Origin of the sequence: Corallococcus sp. AS-1-6 (assembly GCF_020037015.1) — a bacterium.
Lineage (GTDB): Bacteria > Myxococcota > Myxococcia > Myxococcales > Myxococcaceae > Corallococcus.
The window spans coordinates 367953-383711 of sequence record NZ_JAIQDE010000004.1 but is presented as its reverse complement, the minus strand read 5'-3'; the positions used below and the strand labels follow the sequence as shown (position 1 = coordinate 383711).

The 15759-nt window shown below is 72.8% G+C and carries 14 protein-coding genes; 3 read left to right on the top strand and 11 right to left on the bottom strand.

Going from position 1 to position 15759, the window contains the following annotated elements; all coding sequences use genetic code 11:
- Positions 1-7 precede the first annotated feature (7 nt).
- The 10 genes from K8612_RS38825 to K8612_RS08580 form a co-directional block, all read right to left on the bottom strand.
- Positions 8-142: a hypothetical protein gene (locus K8612_RS38825; protein WP_255651349.1), complete on the bottom strand. Its 135-nt coding sequence runs from the start codon at positions 140-142 to the stop codon at positions 8-10.
- Positions 142-1011, bottom strand: coding sequence for a tetratricopeptide repeat protein (locus K8612_RS08620; RefSeq protein ID WP_223738800.1), 870 nt, complete (start codon positions 1009-1011; stop codon positions 142-144). Before K8612_RS08620 ends, K8612_RS38825 begins: the two co-directional genes overlap by 1 nt.
- 75 nt (positions 1012-1086) lie before the next feature.
- Entirely contained in the window at positions 1087-2358 is a 1272-nt protein-coding gene (locus K8612_RS08615; protein ID WP_223761927.1) for a CheR family methyltransferase, read from the bottom strand.
- Between the two features lie 11 nt (positions 2359-2369).
- Positions 2370-3428 (bottom strand): chemotaxis-specific protein-glutamate methyltransferase CheB, encoded by a 1059-nt coding sequence (gene cheB / locus K8612_RS08610; RefSeq protein WP_223738798.1) that lies wholly within the window; start codon positions 3426-3428, stop codon positions 2370-2372.
- A gap of 82 nt (positions 3429-3510) precedes the next feature.
- Positions 3511-6291, bottom strand: coding sequence for a response regulator (locus K8612_RS08605; RefSeq protein ID WP_223761926.1), 2781 nt, complete (start codon positions 6289-6291; stop codon positions 3511-3513).
- Positions 6288-8093, bottom strand: a complete 1806-nt coding sequence (locus tag K8612_RS08600) for a methyl-accepting chemotaxis protein (protein WP_223738796.1) — start codon at positions 8091-8093, stop codon at positions 6288-6290. Before K8612_RS08600 ends, K8612_RS08605 begins: the two co-directional genes overlap by 4 nt.
- A 1-nt stretch (position 8094) precedes the next feature.
- A complete protein-coding gene (locus K8612_RS08595; RefSeq protein ID WP_223738795.1) occupies positions 8095-9939 on the bottom strand; it encodes a methyl-accepting chemotaxis protein in 1845 nt (614 codons plus the stop codon).
- The gene (locus tag K8612_RS08590) at positions 9936-10304 is read right to left on the bottom strand and encodes a protein CrdC (protein WP_223738794.1); all 369 of its coding nucleotides are present in this window, start codon (positions 10302-10304) and stop codon (positions 9936-9938) included. Before K8612_RS08590 ends, K8612_RS08595 begins: the two co-directional genes overlap by 4 nt.
- Positions 10305-10308: 4 nt before the next feature.
- On the bottom strand, positions 10309-10743 hold the full coding sequence (locus K8612_RS08585) for a chemotaxis protein CheW (protein WP_223738793.1): 435 nt from the start codon (positions 10741-10743) through the stop codon (positions 10309-10311).
- A gap of 23 nt (positions 10744-10766) precedes the next feature.
- Positions 10767-11516: an OmpA family protein gene (locus K8612_RS08580; protein WP_306799628.1), complete on the bottom strand. Its 750-nt coding sequence runs from the start codon at positions 11514-11516 to the stop codon at positions 10767-10769.
- Between the two features lie 176 nt (positions 11517-11692).
- On the opposite strand from K8612_RS08580, the gene K8612_RS08575 reads away from it, so the two are divergent.
- A complete protein-coding gene (locus K8612_RS08575) occupies positions 11693-13153 on the top strand; it encodes a sigma-54 dependent transcriptional regulator (protein WP_223761925.1) in 1461 nt (486 codons plus the stop codon).
- A 20-nt stretch (positions 13154-13173) separates the two neighbouring features.
- On the opposite strand, the gene K8612_RS08570 is transcribed toward K8612_RS08575, so the two are convergent.
- On the bottom strand, positions 13174-14508 hold the full coding sequence (locus tag K8612_RS08570; protein ID WP_223761924.1) for a hypothetical protein: 1335 nt from the start codon (positions 14506-14508) through the stop codon (positions 13174-13176).
- A gap of 247 nt (positions 14509-14755) precedes the next feature.
- Between K8612_RS08570 and K8612_RS08565 the strand changes: the two genes are divergently transcribed.
- Positions 14756-15328: a hypothetical protein gene (locus tag K8612_RS08565; protein WP_223761923.1), complete on the top strand. Its 573-nt coding sequence runs from the start codon at positions 14756-14758 to the stop codon at positions 15326-15328.
- The gene (locus K8612_RS08560) at positions 15315-15698 is read left to right on the top strand and encodes a GIY-YIG nuclease family protein (RefSeq protein ID WP_223761922.1); all 384 of its coding nucleotides are present in this window, start codon (positions 15315-15317) and stop codon (positions 15696-15698) included. The genes K8612_RS08565 and K8612_RS08560 overlap by 14 nt, the downstream gene beginning before the upstream one ends.
- Positions 15699-15759: the final 61 nt, after the last annotated feature.

Here is a 15759-nt window from a genome sequence, read left to right as displayed (position 1 = left end):
TGTGGCGTCAACCACAGGGGGCGACTTCGCCCCCGTTGTCTCCGGTGAAGAGCAGCACGAGCTTCTTCGGCGCGGCCCCCGCCACCAGCGGCAGGAGCAACAGGAGCGCCAGGGCGGCGAGCCGGGGGGCGCGGAGGCCCATCACTTCTTCGCCTTCTTCGGCGCGGGGGCGGGCGCGGGCTTCTTGTCCAGCTCCGCCAGCTTCGTCTTCGCCGCCTTGGCCGCGTCCGACTTGGGGTAACCCTTCACCAGCTCCTCCAGCGCCAGCTTCGACTCCTCCTTCATCTTCAGCTTCAGGAAGCAGTCGGAGGAGCGCAGGTACGCGTCCGGCGCGGACGGCGTCTTGGCGTGGTCCTGCACCACCTTGCCGTACTCGAAGAGGGCCTCGCGGCACCTGGACTCGGTGAAGTACGTCTCGCCCAGGCCGAAGTGGGCCTCGCCCACGAGCGCGTCCTTGGGCCACTTCTTCACGAACTCGTTGTAGAGCTGGCGCGCGACCAGCGCGTCGCCGGCCTTCGCCTTCTCCTGCGCGAGCGTGAGGAACTCCTTCTTGTCCGTGGGGCGCTGGAGCTCCTCGGCCTTCTTCTTCGCCTCGGCCTCCTTCACCGCCTCCGTGCCCTGGAGCGCCAGGAGCCGCTGGTTGGTCTCCTCCGTGCTCTTGCCGAGCGCGGCCTCCAGCTCCCCAATCTTGTAGAGGTACGTCTCCACCTGGCCGCGAAGCTGCGCCAGGTCCTCCACCGTCTTCTGGAACTGCACGCCGATGTCCGCGTCCTTGCGGCGCGCGGCGGTGTCCAGGCTCTGCAGGGCCTGCGTCACCTGGGCGATCTTCTCATCGAGCTTCGGCTGGGTGACGGCGAGCTGGTCGCGCGCCTCCTTCAGCTCCGCGGCCAGTTTCGCGTTGTCCGCGCCCAGCCGGTCCACCTTGGCTTCCAGGGCACGGCCGCGGTCGGCGGGGTAGAAACAGCCGGGTACGGCGGCGGTCAACAGGGCGAAGAGCACGAGCCTGCGCATGGGCCGGGCATCCTAGGTCCAAAAGGCCCCGCGCGCCGCTTCTGTTTCCGCCTCGCCCGGCCGCCCCCCTGCCCTTCAGCGCGCCCCCTCCGCCTCCAGCCGCTCCACGGCCCGGGCGCAGGCCACCCGGAGCCGGGGCAGGTTGAGGAAGAAGGGCACCGGCCGCGCCCGCCCGGAGTCCACCGCCCGCAGGGCCCGGCGGTAGGACTCCAGGGCCGCGCCGGGCTGGCCGCACTGCTCCAGCAGGAGCCCCAGCAGGTAGCGGGCGGCGACGTGGTCCGGATCCAGCTCCAGGCACCGGCGCAGGTCGCGCTCGGACTTCTCGTCCGGGACGCCCGTGGAGGCCCCGTCCAGCACGCACGAGAAGAGCCAGTCCGCCTGCGCCATCGCGGCCTCGTCCGCGGCCGGGGGCGGGAGCACGGGTGCGTCGTGCTTCGGTGCCGGCGCGGTGGGGCCGGGGGCTCCGCTGGCTCCGGAGGTTCCGGTAACGCTCGGGAACCTTCCGGAGTCCCGCTTCGGCCGGGCAGGCTCCACGGGCGCGGCGTCCTCGCGCACGTAGAAGAACGCGTGCTCGCTGGGCAGCAGCCGCAGCTCCGGGGGCACCTGGAGCAGGGGCTCCGCGGCGGACAGCACCAGCACCCCGCCGGGCGTCAGCCGCTCGCCCAGGCTCCGCACCGTGCGCTGGAAGGCCTCCGGGGTGAAGTAGATGAGGACGTTGCGGCAGAAGATGATGTCGAACCCGCCACCCCCGGGGGCCTCCGGATACGGGGCCTCCATCAGGTTGTGGCGCCGGAACTCCGCCTGCGCGCGCAGCGACTCCACCAGCGCGTGGCGCCGGCCCTTCGGCTGGAAGTAGCGCGAGCGCGCCGCGTCCGGCACGCGCCGGAGCGCATCCGTCGGGAAGCTCAGCTCGCGCGCCCGGGTGAGCACCTGCTCGGAGATGTCCGTGCCCAGCACGCGGCTGGCGGGATCCGCGCCCTCCTGCGCCATCAGGAGGAGCAGCGTGGCGACCTCCTCGCCCGCCGCGCAGCCCGCGCTCCACACGCGCAGCGGCGTCCTGGAGCGCTGTATCCGGGGGGACAGCACGTGCTCGCGGAAGGCGGACAGTTGCACCTCGTCCCGGAACACCTCCGACGTGTGCACCGCCACCGCGTCCACCAGCCGCGCCAGGTCCGCCGCGCCCGCCGCCGTGCGCAGGTGCGCCACCAGCCGCGCCGCGCCCTGGCCGTGTCCCAGCGCGTCCAGCCGCGCATCCAGCCGCCGCCGCTGGGCCCCGCTCAGCGCCATGCCCGTGTGCGCCTGAAGCCAGGCGTGGACGGGAGTCCAGCGCTCGGGAGGGGGCGTCATGGCGCGCGAGGTCAGCGGCTTGCGGCCAGCGACTCTCCGCGCGCCAGGCGCGCCAGGGTGGCCGCGACGTCATCGCCGTGGATGAGGTGGTCCACCGCCTTGCGCTCCACCGCCGCGCCCGGCATGCCGAACACCACGCAGGACTCCTCGTTCTGCGCCAGCGCCAGCCCACCGCCCTGCTTGATGGCCAGGAGCCCGTCCGCCCCGTCCGCGCCCATGCCGGTGAGCACCACGCCCACCGCCCTGCGGCCGTAGGCCTTGGCCACGCTCTCCAGCAGCACGGTGCCGCTGGGCATGTGCCCGTCGCGCTCCACGCCGGGCTTGAGCGCCACGCGGCCGCGCACGGGCACCACCATGTGCTGATCCGGCGGCGCCACCAGCACCAGCCCGGGCGCGAGCGTGTCCCCGTCCACCGCCAGGCGCACCTTCAGCTTGCTCGCGTTGGCCAGCCAGCTCGCCAGCGACTCCGAGAAGGCGGCGTTGATGTGCTGGACGATGACGATGGGCGCCGGGAAGTCCGCCGGCAGCTCCGACAGCATCCGGTAGAGCACCTGCGGGCCGCCCGTGCTGGCGGCCACCGCGACGATGCCCATGGAGGCCGCGGGCAGCACCGCCACCGGGGCGTGCGGCGTCCCCGGCGGGCCGCGCTTCTGGCCGCGCACGTGGCGGATGACGCGCACGGAGGAGATGAGCTTCACCTCCTTGGTGAGGTTCCACGCCTCCGGGCCCGCGTCGATGGCGGGCTTGATCTGCAGCGCCAGCGCGCCCAGCTCCAGCGCGCGGTACGTCAGCGCGGGGGCCTGCGAGCGCGGGTCGCCCGTCAGCACCAGGATGGGCGTGGGGCACTCGGCCATGATGTGCTCCACGGCCGTGAGCCCGTCCATGACGGGCATGTCCACGTCCATGGTGATGACGTGGGGGCGCAGCTCCTTGGTGAGGGCAACGGCCTCCTGGCCGTTCGCGGCGGTGCCGATGACCTGGATGTCCGGGTCATCGCTCAACGCCGCGCTGATGAGCTGACGGCAGATGACCGAGTCATCCACCACCAGCACCGTCACTTTCTTGCCCATGTCCGTTCAATACCCCGTACGCGCCGCGGGAGTATAGCAATGCGATGGGCCCCCGGGCGCTCTGTCCCGGTCTCCGGGGAGTTCAGGCCAGCAGCCGACCCACGACGTCCACCAGGTCCTGGCGGACGAGGTCGCCCTTGGTGATGTAGCCGTCCGCCCCGGCCGCCAGCCCACGCGCCCGGTCCGGCTCCCCTCCCCGGGTGGTGAGGATGACGACGGGCAGCCCGCGCCGGGCCGGGTCCGCCTTCAGGCGCCGGGTGAGCTCCACGCCGTCCATCTCCGGCATCTCCAGGTCGGTGACGACCAGCTCCACCGGGGGCCCCTCCTGGCCCAACTGCTCCAGCGCCGAGGGGCCGTCCGCCGCCCGGAGGGTGTCGTACCCCACCGCCTCCAGCAGGTTGGCCACCAGCTCCCGGGTGAGGGGCGAGTCGTCCACCACCAGGATGCGGCGGCGGCGCGGCGCGGGCGCGCGCACCGGGGGCCGGGCGAGCTTCAGGGGCGCGGTGCCATGCACGCCCGCCGCCAGCGCGGCCGCGGACAGCACCATGGCCAGCCGCCCGTCCGCGAGCGACGTGGCCCCGGTGAGGTGCGTGTAGCGCGCGAGGATGCCCTTCAGGGGGAGGATGGCCTGGACGCGCTCCTCCAGCACCCGGTCCACCGCCAGTGCGGCCTCCATGCCCTGGCCCTTCACCACCAGCACCAGCTCGCCCTCCCGGGCGGGGCGCTCGGTGGCGAGCCCCAGGAGCGACGCCAGCGAGGCGAAGGGCAGCACGCGTCCCTCCATCCGCAGGGTGGGACGGCCGGCGACCTCTCCCACCTCCGAGGCGTCCACCTTGAGGGCGCGGGAGACGTGGACGGCGCTCAGGGCGAGCGTCTCGTCGACGACCTGGACGAAGAGCAGGGGCGCCACGGTGAGGGACACCGGGACGCGCAGGGTGAAGATGGTGCCCCAGCCGGGCGCGGACTCCACGCCCACGTCGCCGCCCAGGGCCTGGAGCGAGGTACGTACGGCGTCCAGCCCCACGCCCCGACCCGACAGGTCGGTGACCACGTCGCGCGAGGTGAAGCCGGGCAGGAAGACAAGCTCGCGCGCGGCCGCGTCGGACAGGGCGTTGGCGGCGGGCTCGTCCAGCACGCCCCGGCGCACGGCCACCCGGCGCAGGAGGGCGGGGTCCATGCCGGCGCCGTCGTCCTCCACGCGCAGGACGATGCGGCTGCCCTCGCGGGCGGCGCGCAGGGTGAGGCAGCCCCGGGGGTGCTTGCCGGAGGCGACGCGGTCCACGCGCGTCTCCAGGCCGTGGTCCAGCGCGTTGCGGACCAGGTGCATGAGGGGTTCGCGCAGGGCCTCCACGACGGAGCGGTCCGCGCGGGTGTCCTCGCCGTCCACGACGAGCTCCACCTCCTTGCCCAGCTCGCGCGCCAGGTCGCGGACCATGCGGGGGTAGGGTTCGAAGAGGACGGAGAGGGGCAGCATGCGCAGGCCCTGGATCTCCTCGGACACCTGATCCAGGTCGCGCAGCTCCGCGTTGGCGAGCAGCTTGGCCTCGCGGTGCAGGGTGGCGGCGAGTTCCTTGGCGCGGCCCAGGCGCTCCGCGAGCGCGACGCCCGCGGGGCCCAGGTCCTCCGCGGCGCGGGCCAGCTCGCTCAGCTCGCGAACGAGCTCCAGGCGGCGCGCGGTGGCCAGCTCGCGGCGGCGGGCCACCTGGCCCAGGTTGGTGACCGCGCTGGTGAGCATGTCCAGGCTGGCCACGCCGATGCGCACGGCCGTGTCCATGCGGACGTCGCCCGTGCGCACCGTGGCCGTCCCGTGCTTCGGCGCGGCGGGTGCGCGCGAGCGAGCGGCGTCGACCATCCGCGCGCCGGGCGAAGCGGCCGGACTCGCGGGGGGCGTGTTCGGGGACGTGCCCGGAGAGGGGGCCACGAGGTGTGAGTTCCCCGGACCGCCAGCGGCGCCGCCCGGGGCGCCCGTGCTACCGGGAGTGGATGCCACGAGGTGCGCGCTCCCCGCCACCGGGGCCACGAGGTGCGAATGGCCCGAGCCTCCCGGTGGGAGACCGTGCGAACCGGGCGTGGCTCCCGCGCTCTGTCCAGGACCTGGGTTGCCGTACGCAGTGCCTGGTGTTGCTCCGTGGCCTGGATGCCCCGTGTGCGGGCCCGGCGACGCGCCGGCAACGTGGCCGGAAGGGATCCCCCCGAACGCCGTGCTCGGTACAGCCCCCGTGGCGGACGGGTCTCCGTGCGCTCCCGCCGGACTCCCAGGTGCCTCCGACCGGAGGGCCGTGGTCAGGAACTGCGACGCGGTGACTCCTGGGGCCGCGCCTCCCGCCGACGCTTCCGGGCGGGACGCGGGCGCTCCCCAGTGCGCGGGGACCACCACGGCCGCGGACGGCTCCCTGCGGTCCGCCACGATGAGGTGCGACGCGCCCTCCCCCTTCGCGGCCCGGCCGCCCTCCTCCGGACGCGGGGCTCCCGCAGGACGCGCGGACTCCGCGAGGACCCGCTCCTGCAGCGTCGCCACCAGCGTCTCCACCGCCAGCAGCGGCTCCCCCGCCTGGAGCGCCCCCGACAGCGCGAGCACCGTGTCCGCCGTGGCGAGCAGCGCGTCGGTGGACTCCGAGGACAGCCGGTAGCGCTGCGGCTCCGCGCACCGGACCAACTCCTCCATCTCGTGCGCGAGCGTGTTGATCTCGCTGAAGCCCATCATCCGGGCCTCGCCCTTGAGCCCGTGCAGCTCGCGCAGCACCCGCTGCCCGGCCTCCAGGTTGCCCCCGGACTCCAGCTCCATCAGGGAGCGGTTGATGCGCTCCAGACGGACCGTGACCAGGTCGCGGAACTGCTTGAGGAGCCGTTCGCTGGGGTTCACCCGCCGCCCCCCTTGCGCAGGGTCGCCTGGTGGATCTGGAAGCGCTCCACCACGCCGCGCAGGTCCTGCGCCAGCCCCAGCAGGTCCCCGTTCGCCGCGCCCACCTGCTTCGTCGCGTTGAGGCTCTGCTGGGTGATGCGCAGGATGTCCGCCATCGTGTCCGCGAGCTGATCCGTGCCCGCCTGCTGCTGCTGCGTGGACCGGGAGATGATCCGCACCGCGTCCGACGTCCGCCCCGCCAGGTCGACGATCTGCCGGAGCGACTCGGACACCTGCTCCGCCAGCCCCGTCCCCGTCTCCACCGCGCGCACGCCGCCGCCCGTCACCGCCACCGCGGCGGCGGAGGCCTCGCGCACCTCCTCGATGAGCCCCTCGATCTCCTTCGTGGACTCCAGCACGTTCTCCGCGAGCCTGCGCATCTCCGCCGCCACCAGCGAGAAACCCCGCCCCACCTCGCCCGCCTTGGTGCCCTCCAGCTCCGCGTTGAGCGCCAGCAGGTCCGACTTGTCCGCGACGCCGTTGATGAACTCGACGATCTTCCCGATCTGCTGCACGCGCTTGTCCAGCCGCCCCACCGCCGAGCCGATGGCCTGGTTGTCCTGGCGCATGCGCGACATGGCCCCCAGGAAGGACTCCGCGCTGCGCTGCCCGCCCTGCGCCGCCGCCAGCGTGCGCTGGGCGATCTCCGCCACCGAGCTCGCGTTCTCGGCGATCTGCTTCGCCGAGCGCGCCAGCTCCTCCGTGGTGGCGCTCGTCTCGTCCAGGCTGCTGGCCTGCTCCGCGGCGCCCGCCTCGTAGCGCCCGGAGGTGCTGAGGATCTCCTCCGTGGTGGCCGAAATCTGCGCCCCCGCGCGCTGCAGCTCCGCGAGCACGTCCGCCAGGTGCGTGCGCATGGTGGTGAAGGCCGCGGACACCGCCCACACCTCGTCCTCCGCGGGCACCAGCCGGGGGCTGGCCAGGTCGCCCGCGGCGATGCGGCGCGCCTCGCCGGACAGCTCCCGCATGGGCCGCCCCAGCAGCGTTCCGCCCAGGTACGCCGTGGCCAGCGCCAGGCCGAACACCACCGCGCACAGGAGCGCGCTGGATGTGAACGCGTCCACCAGCACACCCTGCGCGACCGGGCTGCCCGTGTCCTCCAGCCGGTGCAGGAGCCGCTCCGTCAGCGCCGTGACGACCTGCGCGCACATCACCGCGGGCGTCACCACGCAGATGGCGGTGAAGGCCACCAGCCGCGCGCGGATGCGCGAGCGCCGGGGCAGCGCGGCGATGACCTGCGAGTGCGTCAGCCCCTGCTCCGCCACCCACAGCACGCCGCGCCGCGCCCTCAACGTGACCAGCCCGTACACGAGCAGCGACGTGAGCGGGCCGAACAGCGCCCCCAGCCCCGCGACCCGCAGGGTGTCCTTCCACGCCAGGGCCATGGTCGACCCGAGCGCCATCGCCACCACGCCCGTGGTCAGCACCCACAAGCCCAGCGAGCGGAAGAACGCCTCGCCCGGCGAGCGCGCCACCTCGCCCACCGCCTGGGCCAGGTGCTCGGGCGTGGGCGGCAGCGCGCCGCGCTCCAGGGCCCTCAGCCGGGGGAAGCGGCGCAGGGACACGCCCACGCCCAGGAGCATGTGCAGCGCGCTCACGCCCACCACCAGGACGACGAGCCCCCCCAGCTTCTGGGACAGCTCGCCGCCCACCACGAGCGACGCGAAGTGCAGCCCCAGCGTGGAGCCCACCAGGTTCGCCAGCGGCACGGGGAACATCAACTGCTGGCTGAAGGCGGCCCGCCGCGAGCCCGAGGAGCGGTCCATGTCACCCGCCTCCCGTCGCGCCGGGCGCGCCGCCGGAAGCCCCGGGGGACTCGGCCCCGGGAGGCTCGATGTGGAAGCGCTGCACCACGTGCTGCAGGTCCGCCGCCAGGGTGGACAGGTCCGCGTTGGCCGCCACCATCTGCTTGGTGGCCGCGGCGTTCTGCTCGGTGACGCGCAGGATGTCCCCCATGGCCGCCGCGAGCTGATCCGTGCCCGTCTGCTGCTGCAGCGTCGCCAGCGAGATGCTGCGCACCGCGTGCGACGTCTGCCGCGCCAGCTCCAGGATGAGGCTCAGGCTGTCGTCCACCTGCGCCGCCAGGAGCGTGCCCAGCTCCGTCGTCTTCAGGCCCGCCTCCGTGGCCATCACCGCGCCGTTCGTCGCGTCGCGGATCTCCCCGATGAGGCCTTCAATCTCCTTCGTGGAGCGGATGACGTTCTCCGCCAGCCTCCGCATCTCCGCCGCCACCAGCGAGAAGCCCCGCCCCACCTCGCCCGCCTTGGTGCCCTCCAGCTCCGCGTTGAGCGCCAGCAGGTCCGACTTGTCGGCGATCTCGTTGATGAACTCCACCACCTTGCCAATCTGCTGCACGCGCTTGTTGAGGCGCACCACCGCCTCCGCGATGGCCTCGTTGTCCTCCTTCATGCGCTGCATGGCGCCCAGGAAGGCGGTGGCGCCGCGCTGGCCGGACTGCGCCGCGCCGAAGGTCGTCTCCGCGATGGCGGACACGGACTCCGCGTTGTCGGCGATCTGCTGCGCGGACCGGGCCAGCTCCTCCGTGGTGGCGCTGGTGGCGTTGAGCGCCCCGGCCTGCTCGTCCGCGCCCACCTCCTGCTCCGTGCTGGTGGCCACCAACTGCTCGGTGGTGGAGGAGATTTGGATGCCCGCCCGCTTGAGCTGCGACAGGGCCTGCACGAGCTGCACCTGCATCTGGGTGAATGCCGCGGAGGTGGCCCACACCTCGTCCTCGGCGTGGATGACGCGCGGGGGGCGCACCTCGCCGCGCGCGATGCGGGTCGCGTCCTCGGTGATGGCGCGCAGGGGCTCCGACAGCGCCGTGCCCGCGAGCGCCGCGGTGCCCAGGATGAGCAGCGTGACGAGCCCCGCGATGAGCCCCAGGGGCGGCCCGTCCCCCTCCCGCGCCCGCGCCATCACCTCCGCGCGCGCCTCCGGCGTGGTGGCCTGCGTCCACGCGTCCACCACCGCCACCGTGCGCGTGAAGGCCACGTCCAGGATGAAGAGCGACGGGCTCAGCACCGCGATGGCGGTGAAGACCACCAGCCGGCGGCGGATGTGCATGCGCCGGGGCGGCAGCGCGGCCAGCACCTCCAGCGGCGCCGGCCCCAGCGACACCAGCCGGTCCAGCGTGGCCCGCGCGCGGCGCACCACCATCAGGTAGGTGAGCATGGCGCTCAGCGGACCAATGGACAGCCCCAGCACCATCACCCGCACGCCCTCCGTCCACGGCACGTCCGCCAGGGTCGGGAAGGCCAGGGCCACCGTCAGCGTGCCGCCCAGCCAGCCCTGCATCACGAACCAGAAGCTGCGGCCGGGGATGGCCGCCACCTCCTGGACCGCCACCAGCAGGTGCTCCGACGTGGCGGGCAGGCGGCCCTCGCCCAGCGCGAAGAGCGTGCGCAGGGCCCGCGTGTCGCGCGCGTACCCCACGCTGATGAACAGCACGAGCGCGGAGAACATCAGCCACGTCAGCGGCGTGCGCCCCGCCTCCGGCAGCGTGTGCGACAGGTGGATGTGGAGGAACGCGATGCCCACGCCCAGGCAACTGCCCGGGATGCGGGGCCGCGTCGTCCAGCGGCCCAGCGCGCGAAGCTCCAGCGGCGCCATCATGCGCCCTCCCCGTCCAGCCCTCGCAGGTAGCGTTGGAAGGCGTCCAGGCGCAAGAGCGGCCAGAGCACCCCGCGCGTGAGCACGAAGCCGCGCAGGCTGCCCCCGGAGGCCCCCGCCACCACCGGCGAGGGCGGCAGCACCGACAGCACCTCCGAGTCGATCTCCAGCCCGTCCACGCCCACCGTCTCGCCGGTGGCCGTCACCAGCACGCGCTGGGCGCCCCCGCCCCCCAGGAAGGCCCGGTGGGCGGACACGGTGCCCGCGTCGGGCGCGGCGATGGAGGCCACCTCGCCCGCCTCGAAGGCGATGCGGTGCGGCCCCACGTGGCACAGGAGCGTCCCCTCGACCCGGCCCGCGGGAGGCATGGGGCTAGCCGCCCTGGCTGAGGTGGTCGAAGAGGCCTTCCGGGTCGATGACGGCCACGTCGCGCGAGCCGCTCTTCACGGGGCCGCGCAGGTGGACGTGCACGCCCGAGGGGCCCAGGGGCTCCAGCGGTCCCATCAGCGCGGACACGCCGGCGACGTTGCTGGCCGTGAGGGCCAGGGTTCCCCGGGTCAAGCGCACCAGGACGGCGCGGCGGGACCCGGCGGTGACCCCGCCCACCAGCAGGCTCATGTCCACGACGGGGATGACTTCACCCCGGTGCGCGAACACACCCAGCAGGTGTGGCGGGGAACCCGGTACCCGCGTCAGCTCGGGGAAGGTGACGACCTCCGCCGCTGCTTCCGCGGGCACCGCGTACCAACTGCTTCCACACGCGAAGACGAGGTAGGACTGACGCGTTTCCGACTCTAGGGCGGCCATGCGCGCCAGAGCCTACCCCAGAACTAGCGCTGGAACTCCACGCGGCGGTTCTCCGCCCAGCCTTCCTCGGTGGCCGCGCTGGACACCGGGCGGGTCTCACCATAGCCCACCGTGGACAGCCGGTTGGACGGCACGCCCAGGTCGACCAGGTAGCGCTTCACGGCCGCGGCGCGGCGGTTGGACAACTGGAGGTTGTACTCCTCCGTGCCGCGCTCGTCCGCGTGGCCACCCAGGGTGATCTTGCCCTGGCTGGCCTTGATGCAGGCCGCCAGCTCGCCCAGGCGCGACTGCGCGCTGGAGTCCAGGGTGGACTCGTTGAAGCCGAAGCGCACCGGCGAGTAGTCGCAGCGCGAGGAGGCGTCCGCCGTCACGCACTTGCCGGACTGGCACTCCTGGCCCTCACCACAGTCGGTGTTGGCGGAGCAGGTGTCCTTGGGGGCCTGGCAGCGGCCGGCCTGGCACTTGCCACCGTTGCACGCGGAGTCGTCCTTGCACTGGGCCTCGGCGCACTTGCCGGCCTCGCAGATGCGGCCGGTGCCACAGGCCGTGTCCGTGGTGCACTCAGGGGGCTTGGGCGCGCACTTGTTGGCCTGGCAGGTGAAGCCCTCACGGCAGTTCGCGTCCGTCGCGCACTCCTGGCACTGGCCCTGGACGCAGACCTCGCCCTTCTCCTGGCACTGCTCGTCGTTGTTGCACTTGGGGTAGGTGGGCGGGCACCCGGTCATCACGGCCACGGCGAGGGCCAACCCGGCCCAAAGCGAAATCCGACGCATCATTCCTCCGACAGCAACCACGGGAAAAGAGAGGCCCACAGAGGGCGGGCCCGGCCTGTCGCGTGTAGTCGGACCCACCGGGGAGAGTCAAAAGATTTGTCTTTTCCCTGCCCCTCCGGGCAACACGAGACCCTTGATGCCCCGATTATTTCCGTGAGAGTGTGAACGGTTTGCCCATGCCCGCTGCGGTCCTCATCGTTGATGACGAAAAGAACATCCTCCTCACCCTGAGCCAGTCGTTGCAGTTGGCCGGCTACCGCACGGAGCTGGCGAGCAGCGGGCAGGTGGCGCTGGACGTGGTCAGCGCGCGGCCGGTGGACGCGGTGTTGATGGACGTGAAGATGCCGGACATGGACGGCCTCACGGTGCTGGCGCGGCTCACGGAGTTCAAGCCGGACCTGCCCGTCATCATGATGTCCGGCCACGGCACCATCGACACGGCGGTGAAGGCGACGCAGTTGGGGGCGCGCGACTTCCTGGAGAAGCCGCTGGCGCGCGACCGGCTGCTGGTGGCGCTGCGCAACGCGCTCAAGCACCAGGCGGCGATGGAGGAGTTGCAGGAGCTGCGCGCGCAGTTGGGCCGCTTCGACATGGTGGGCGGCGGGCCCGCCATGCAGCGCATCTTCTCCCTCATCCAGCGGGCTGCGCCCAGCGAGGGGCGCGTGCTCATCACCGGGGAGAACGGCACCGGCAAGGAGCTCATCGCGCGGGCGCTGCACCAGCACTCCCGGCGCAAGGGCGGGCCGTTCGTGAAGCTCAACTGCGCCGCGGTGCCGCACGACCTCATCGAGAGCGAGCTGTTCGGCCACGAGAAGGGCGCCTTCACCGGCGCGGTGAGCGTGCGGCGCGGCAAGTTCGAGCTGGCGCACGAGGGCACGCTCTTCCTGGACGAGATTGGCGACATGCCGGCCGCGATGCAGTCGAAGCTCCTGCGCGTGCTCCAGGAGGGCGAGCTGGAGCGCGTGGGCGGCGCGGAGACGCTCAAGGTGGACGTGCGCGTCATCGCCGCGACGAACAAGAACCTGGAGAAGGAGATCGCCGCGGGCAGGTTCCGCGAGGACCTCTACTACCGGATCAACGTCGTGCAGATCCACTCGCCGCCGCTGCGCGAGCGCCGCGAGGACCTGCCGGACCTCATCGACACGTTCCTGCGCGAGGCGTGCGCGAAGAACGGGCGGCGGCCCCTGGCGCTGTCGCCGGACGCGCTCGCGGTGATGAGCGCGTATGACTACCCGGGCAACGTGCGCGAGCTGCGCAACCTGGTGGAGCGGCTGGCCATCCTCTGCGAGGGGCCGGTCGTCTCGCGCACGGACGCGCTGGAGCTGCTGCCCCGGGGCCGTCCCCTGCCCCCCATGCCCGAGCCCACCGTGGGCGGTGACGTGCCCGCCGCGCAGCCGGCCCCGGTGGTGACGGCGCCCGCCGAGCCCGCGCCCTCGAACCCGGGCGGGTGGAGGCCGCGCGTGGATCAGACCTTCCGCGAGCAGGTGGAGGACGCGGAGCGGGAGATCATCCAGCGGGTGCTCGCCCACACGCATGACAACGTGACGGAGGCGGCGCGCATCCTCGACCTGGAGCGGGGCCACTTCTACAAGAAGATGAAGGCCCTGGGCCTGCGCCGCGGTCAGTCCGAAGCGTAGGTGCCCGCATTGGCCGCTCCCTACCCTGGGGGCGGAAGCGCGGGGCGCGGGTGCCATCCCTGAAGAATCCGCTCGGCGGCGGCGCGGTCGTGCCACTCCGCCCGGCCGAGCAGCACCTGCTCACCGCGCTTGATCCGGATCGCCACCCATATCGGCGGGCCCGGAACGAAGTGCGCCTCTCCCGCGGCCCAGGCAAGGCCGCCCGTGGCCTTCACCACGCGTGAGACACAGGCGTCGAACTCCTCCGCCGGCAGCCAGCGCAACGCCTCCAACACCCGGTCCGCCTCGAATCCCTTCAGCGACGTGGGCCTTCCGGTGACGGCCTGAAGCGCCTGGGGGCCGCGCCTGTCTGGGATGAACGCCAACGCGTGGGGACGCAGGACGCAGACACCCTCGACCTCCCCCACCTTCGCGGGGAGGAGGGCGACGTCCTCCAACTGCACGCCCGACCGGACCGCGCCGAGGAGGGGTGGCCGGCGGTGCAGCTCCAGCGCGACCATCAGATGAAGGGCATCCGACACGCTGCGCGCGCGCAGCCGACGGTCGCCCGTCACCTCCAGGTCGAACTGGCTCCTGTCCAGGTGGACGCCGTCATCCGCGATCGAGTCCAGACGCACCTCCTGTGCCTCGCCGAACACGGGCGTCCAGAGGAGCCGCTCGCTGGTGATCCGCACCCTGCCGGAGCGGAGCTGGGGCCACAGCAGGACGCCTCCAATCGAGAGCCCCATGAGGGCCAGTCCCAGCTCCATGGCCCCGGGAAGCCCCGAGACCATGAGGAGGGTGAGGAGCAAGGCGCCCAACGGAACCGGCAGGAGATAGCGGGAGGGCACGTTCATGCTGCCCACGCCTGGGCCTGGCTTCCCCCTCGAACCGCCGTAGTCGGGCTCGAAGACGAGCACCTCGCCCTCTTTCAGCGTCTTGCTGACAGGCTGGCGAAGCAATGCCTCCAACCGCGTCAGCGCCTCTTCGAGGGTCACGTCCGGAGGCGCGACCGTCAACGTGTCCAGCCGTTGTCGCGCGAGCCGGGTGAGGCGCTCGCGCTGCGTGGACAGCGCCCGTGCCTGCCGCAGGACGGGCATGTCCTCGGTCCACGCCTCCACCTCCGCGCGGCGGTGCACACGCGCCAGCGCATTCCGCACCGCTTCGGCCCCGGCCACGAACGCGGACACCCGCTCCGGCTGCTTCAGGAAGCGGCGCTTCCAGCCACGGGCCGACAGCATGGCCTCCAGCTCCGCATGGGGGCGCATCGCCCCGGAGATGAGCTCCGCGCCTCCCTCCAGGATCCGCACGGTCTCCAGCTCGGAGGCAGCAAGGTCGTTCGCGGAGGGGGCTGTTCGTGCGCGTTCGGACGTCATCGCCGGAACATACCCAGCACATGCCCCCCTGGGGATGGGCCGAATCAAAGGGCGCCCTCCCGGCCGCACGTCTCCGGCCGCGTTGACGCCCGCGCGGCGCGTCTGGTCTATTCGTCCCACGGGTGCCGAGGGGTGCCCGCCGCCCGGAAAGACGACGTCACCCTCGCTTCACCCGCTGTCGCCAGACTCCTGATGAAGTCCTTCCACGGTCCCCCAACGGGTGAGGGCCAGCACCGGAGGATTCGTCATGGGAACCGGCAGCACCCTCCCCGTCACGCTTCATGAATACAAGGTCCGCGCGTCCCTGCTCCTCAAGGACCTGGACTCGTCCGACACGGCCCGCGCCACGCGCGCCGCGGAGCGGATGCGCGCCCTGCCCTTCTTCGCGGCTTTGTCCCTGGGCGAGGTGCTCGCGCGCCGGGACACCGTGCGGCACAAGCACGGGCTCGCCGTCATCGCGCGGGAAGCCGGGCACACCACCTGGACGGAGCTGAAGCAGGCCCTGGAGGCCCGGGCGCACGCGCTGGACACGCGCGCCTTCTTCCAGAAGGGCCAGAGCACGTTCCTCAACCGGTGGTTCTCCACCTACGAGGAGGCCGCTCGCTCATTGGCGGCGCAGGGCGGCTTCCTCTTCCCCTTCCGCGAGCAGTGCTTCATCTGCGAGGCCGGCTTCCTCCAGGCGCTGGGCATCGACTCGCGCGACGCGGACTGGGAACGGCTGGGCCACGACTGGGTGCGCCCGCGCGACCCTGACGCGAAGGCGCGGCTGGAGGCGAAGCTCGTCGCGCGGGGCTTCGGAGGCCACCATGGCGTCCGGTGACGACTCGCGCGCGGCCCGCGCGGAGCGCAAGCGCGCGTACAAGGAAGCGGAGGTGCCCATGGGCATCTACGCCATCCGCTGCCACGCCAACGGCAAGCTGTTCGTGGGCCATGCCCTCAACCTGACCGCGATGTTCAACCGCATCCGGTTCGAGTTCGCCCAGCGCATGCACCGCGTCCCCGAGTTGCAGGCGGACTGGGAGCGCCATGGCGAGGCGGCCTTCTCCTTCGAGGTGCTGGACCGGCTCAAGCCCCGCGAGGAGCCCGGTGGCCCTCCGCCCGTGGAGGAGCTGAAGGTGCTGGAGGAGATGTGGCTGGAGCGCCTGAGGCCCTACGGCGACGCCGGCTACAACACGCCACCCAGGCCCTGAGCGCCGGAGCACCGGCCGCCTTGCCGGAAACAATCCGTCACGGCCATGTAACGAAGAGGTC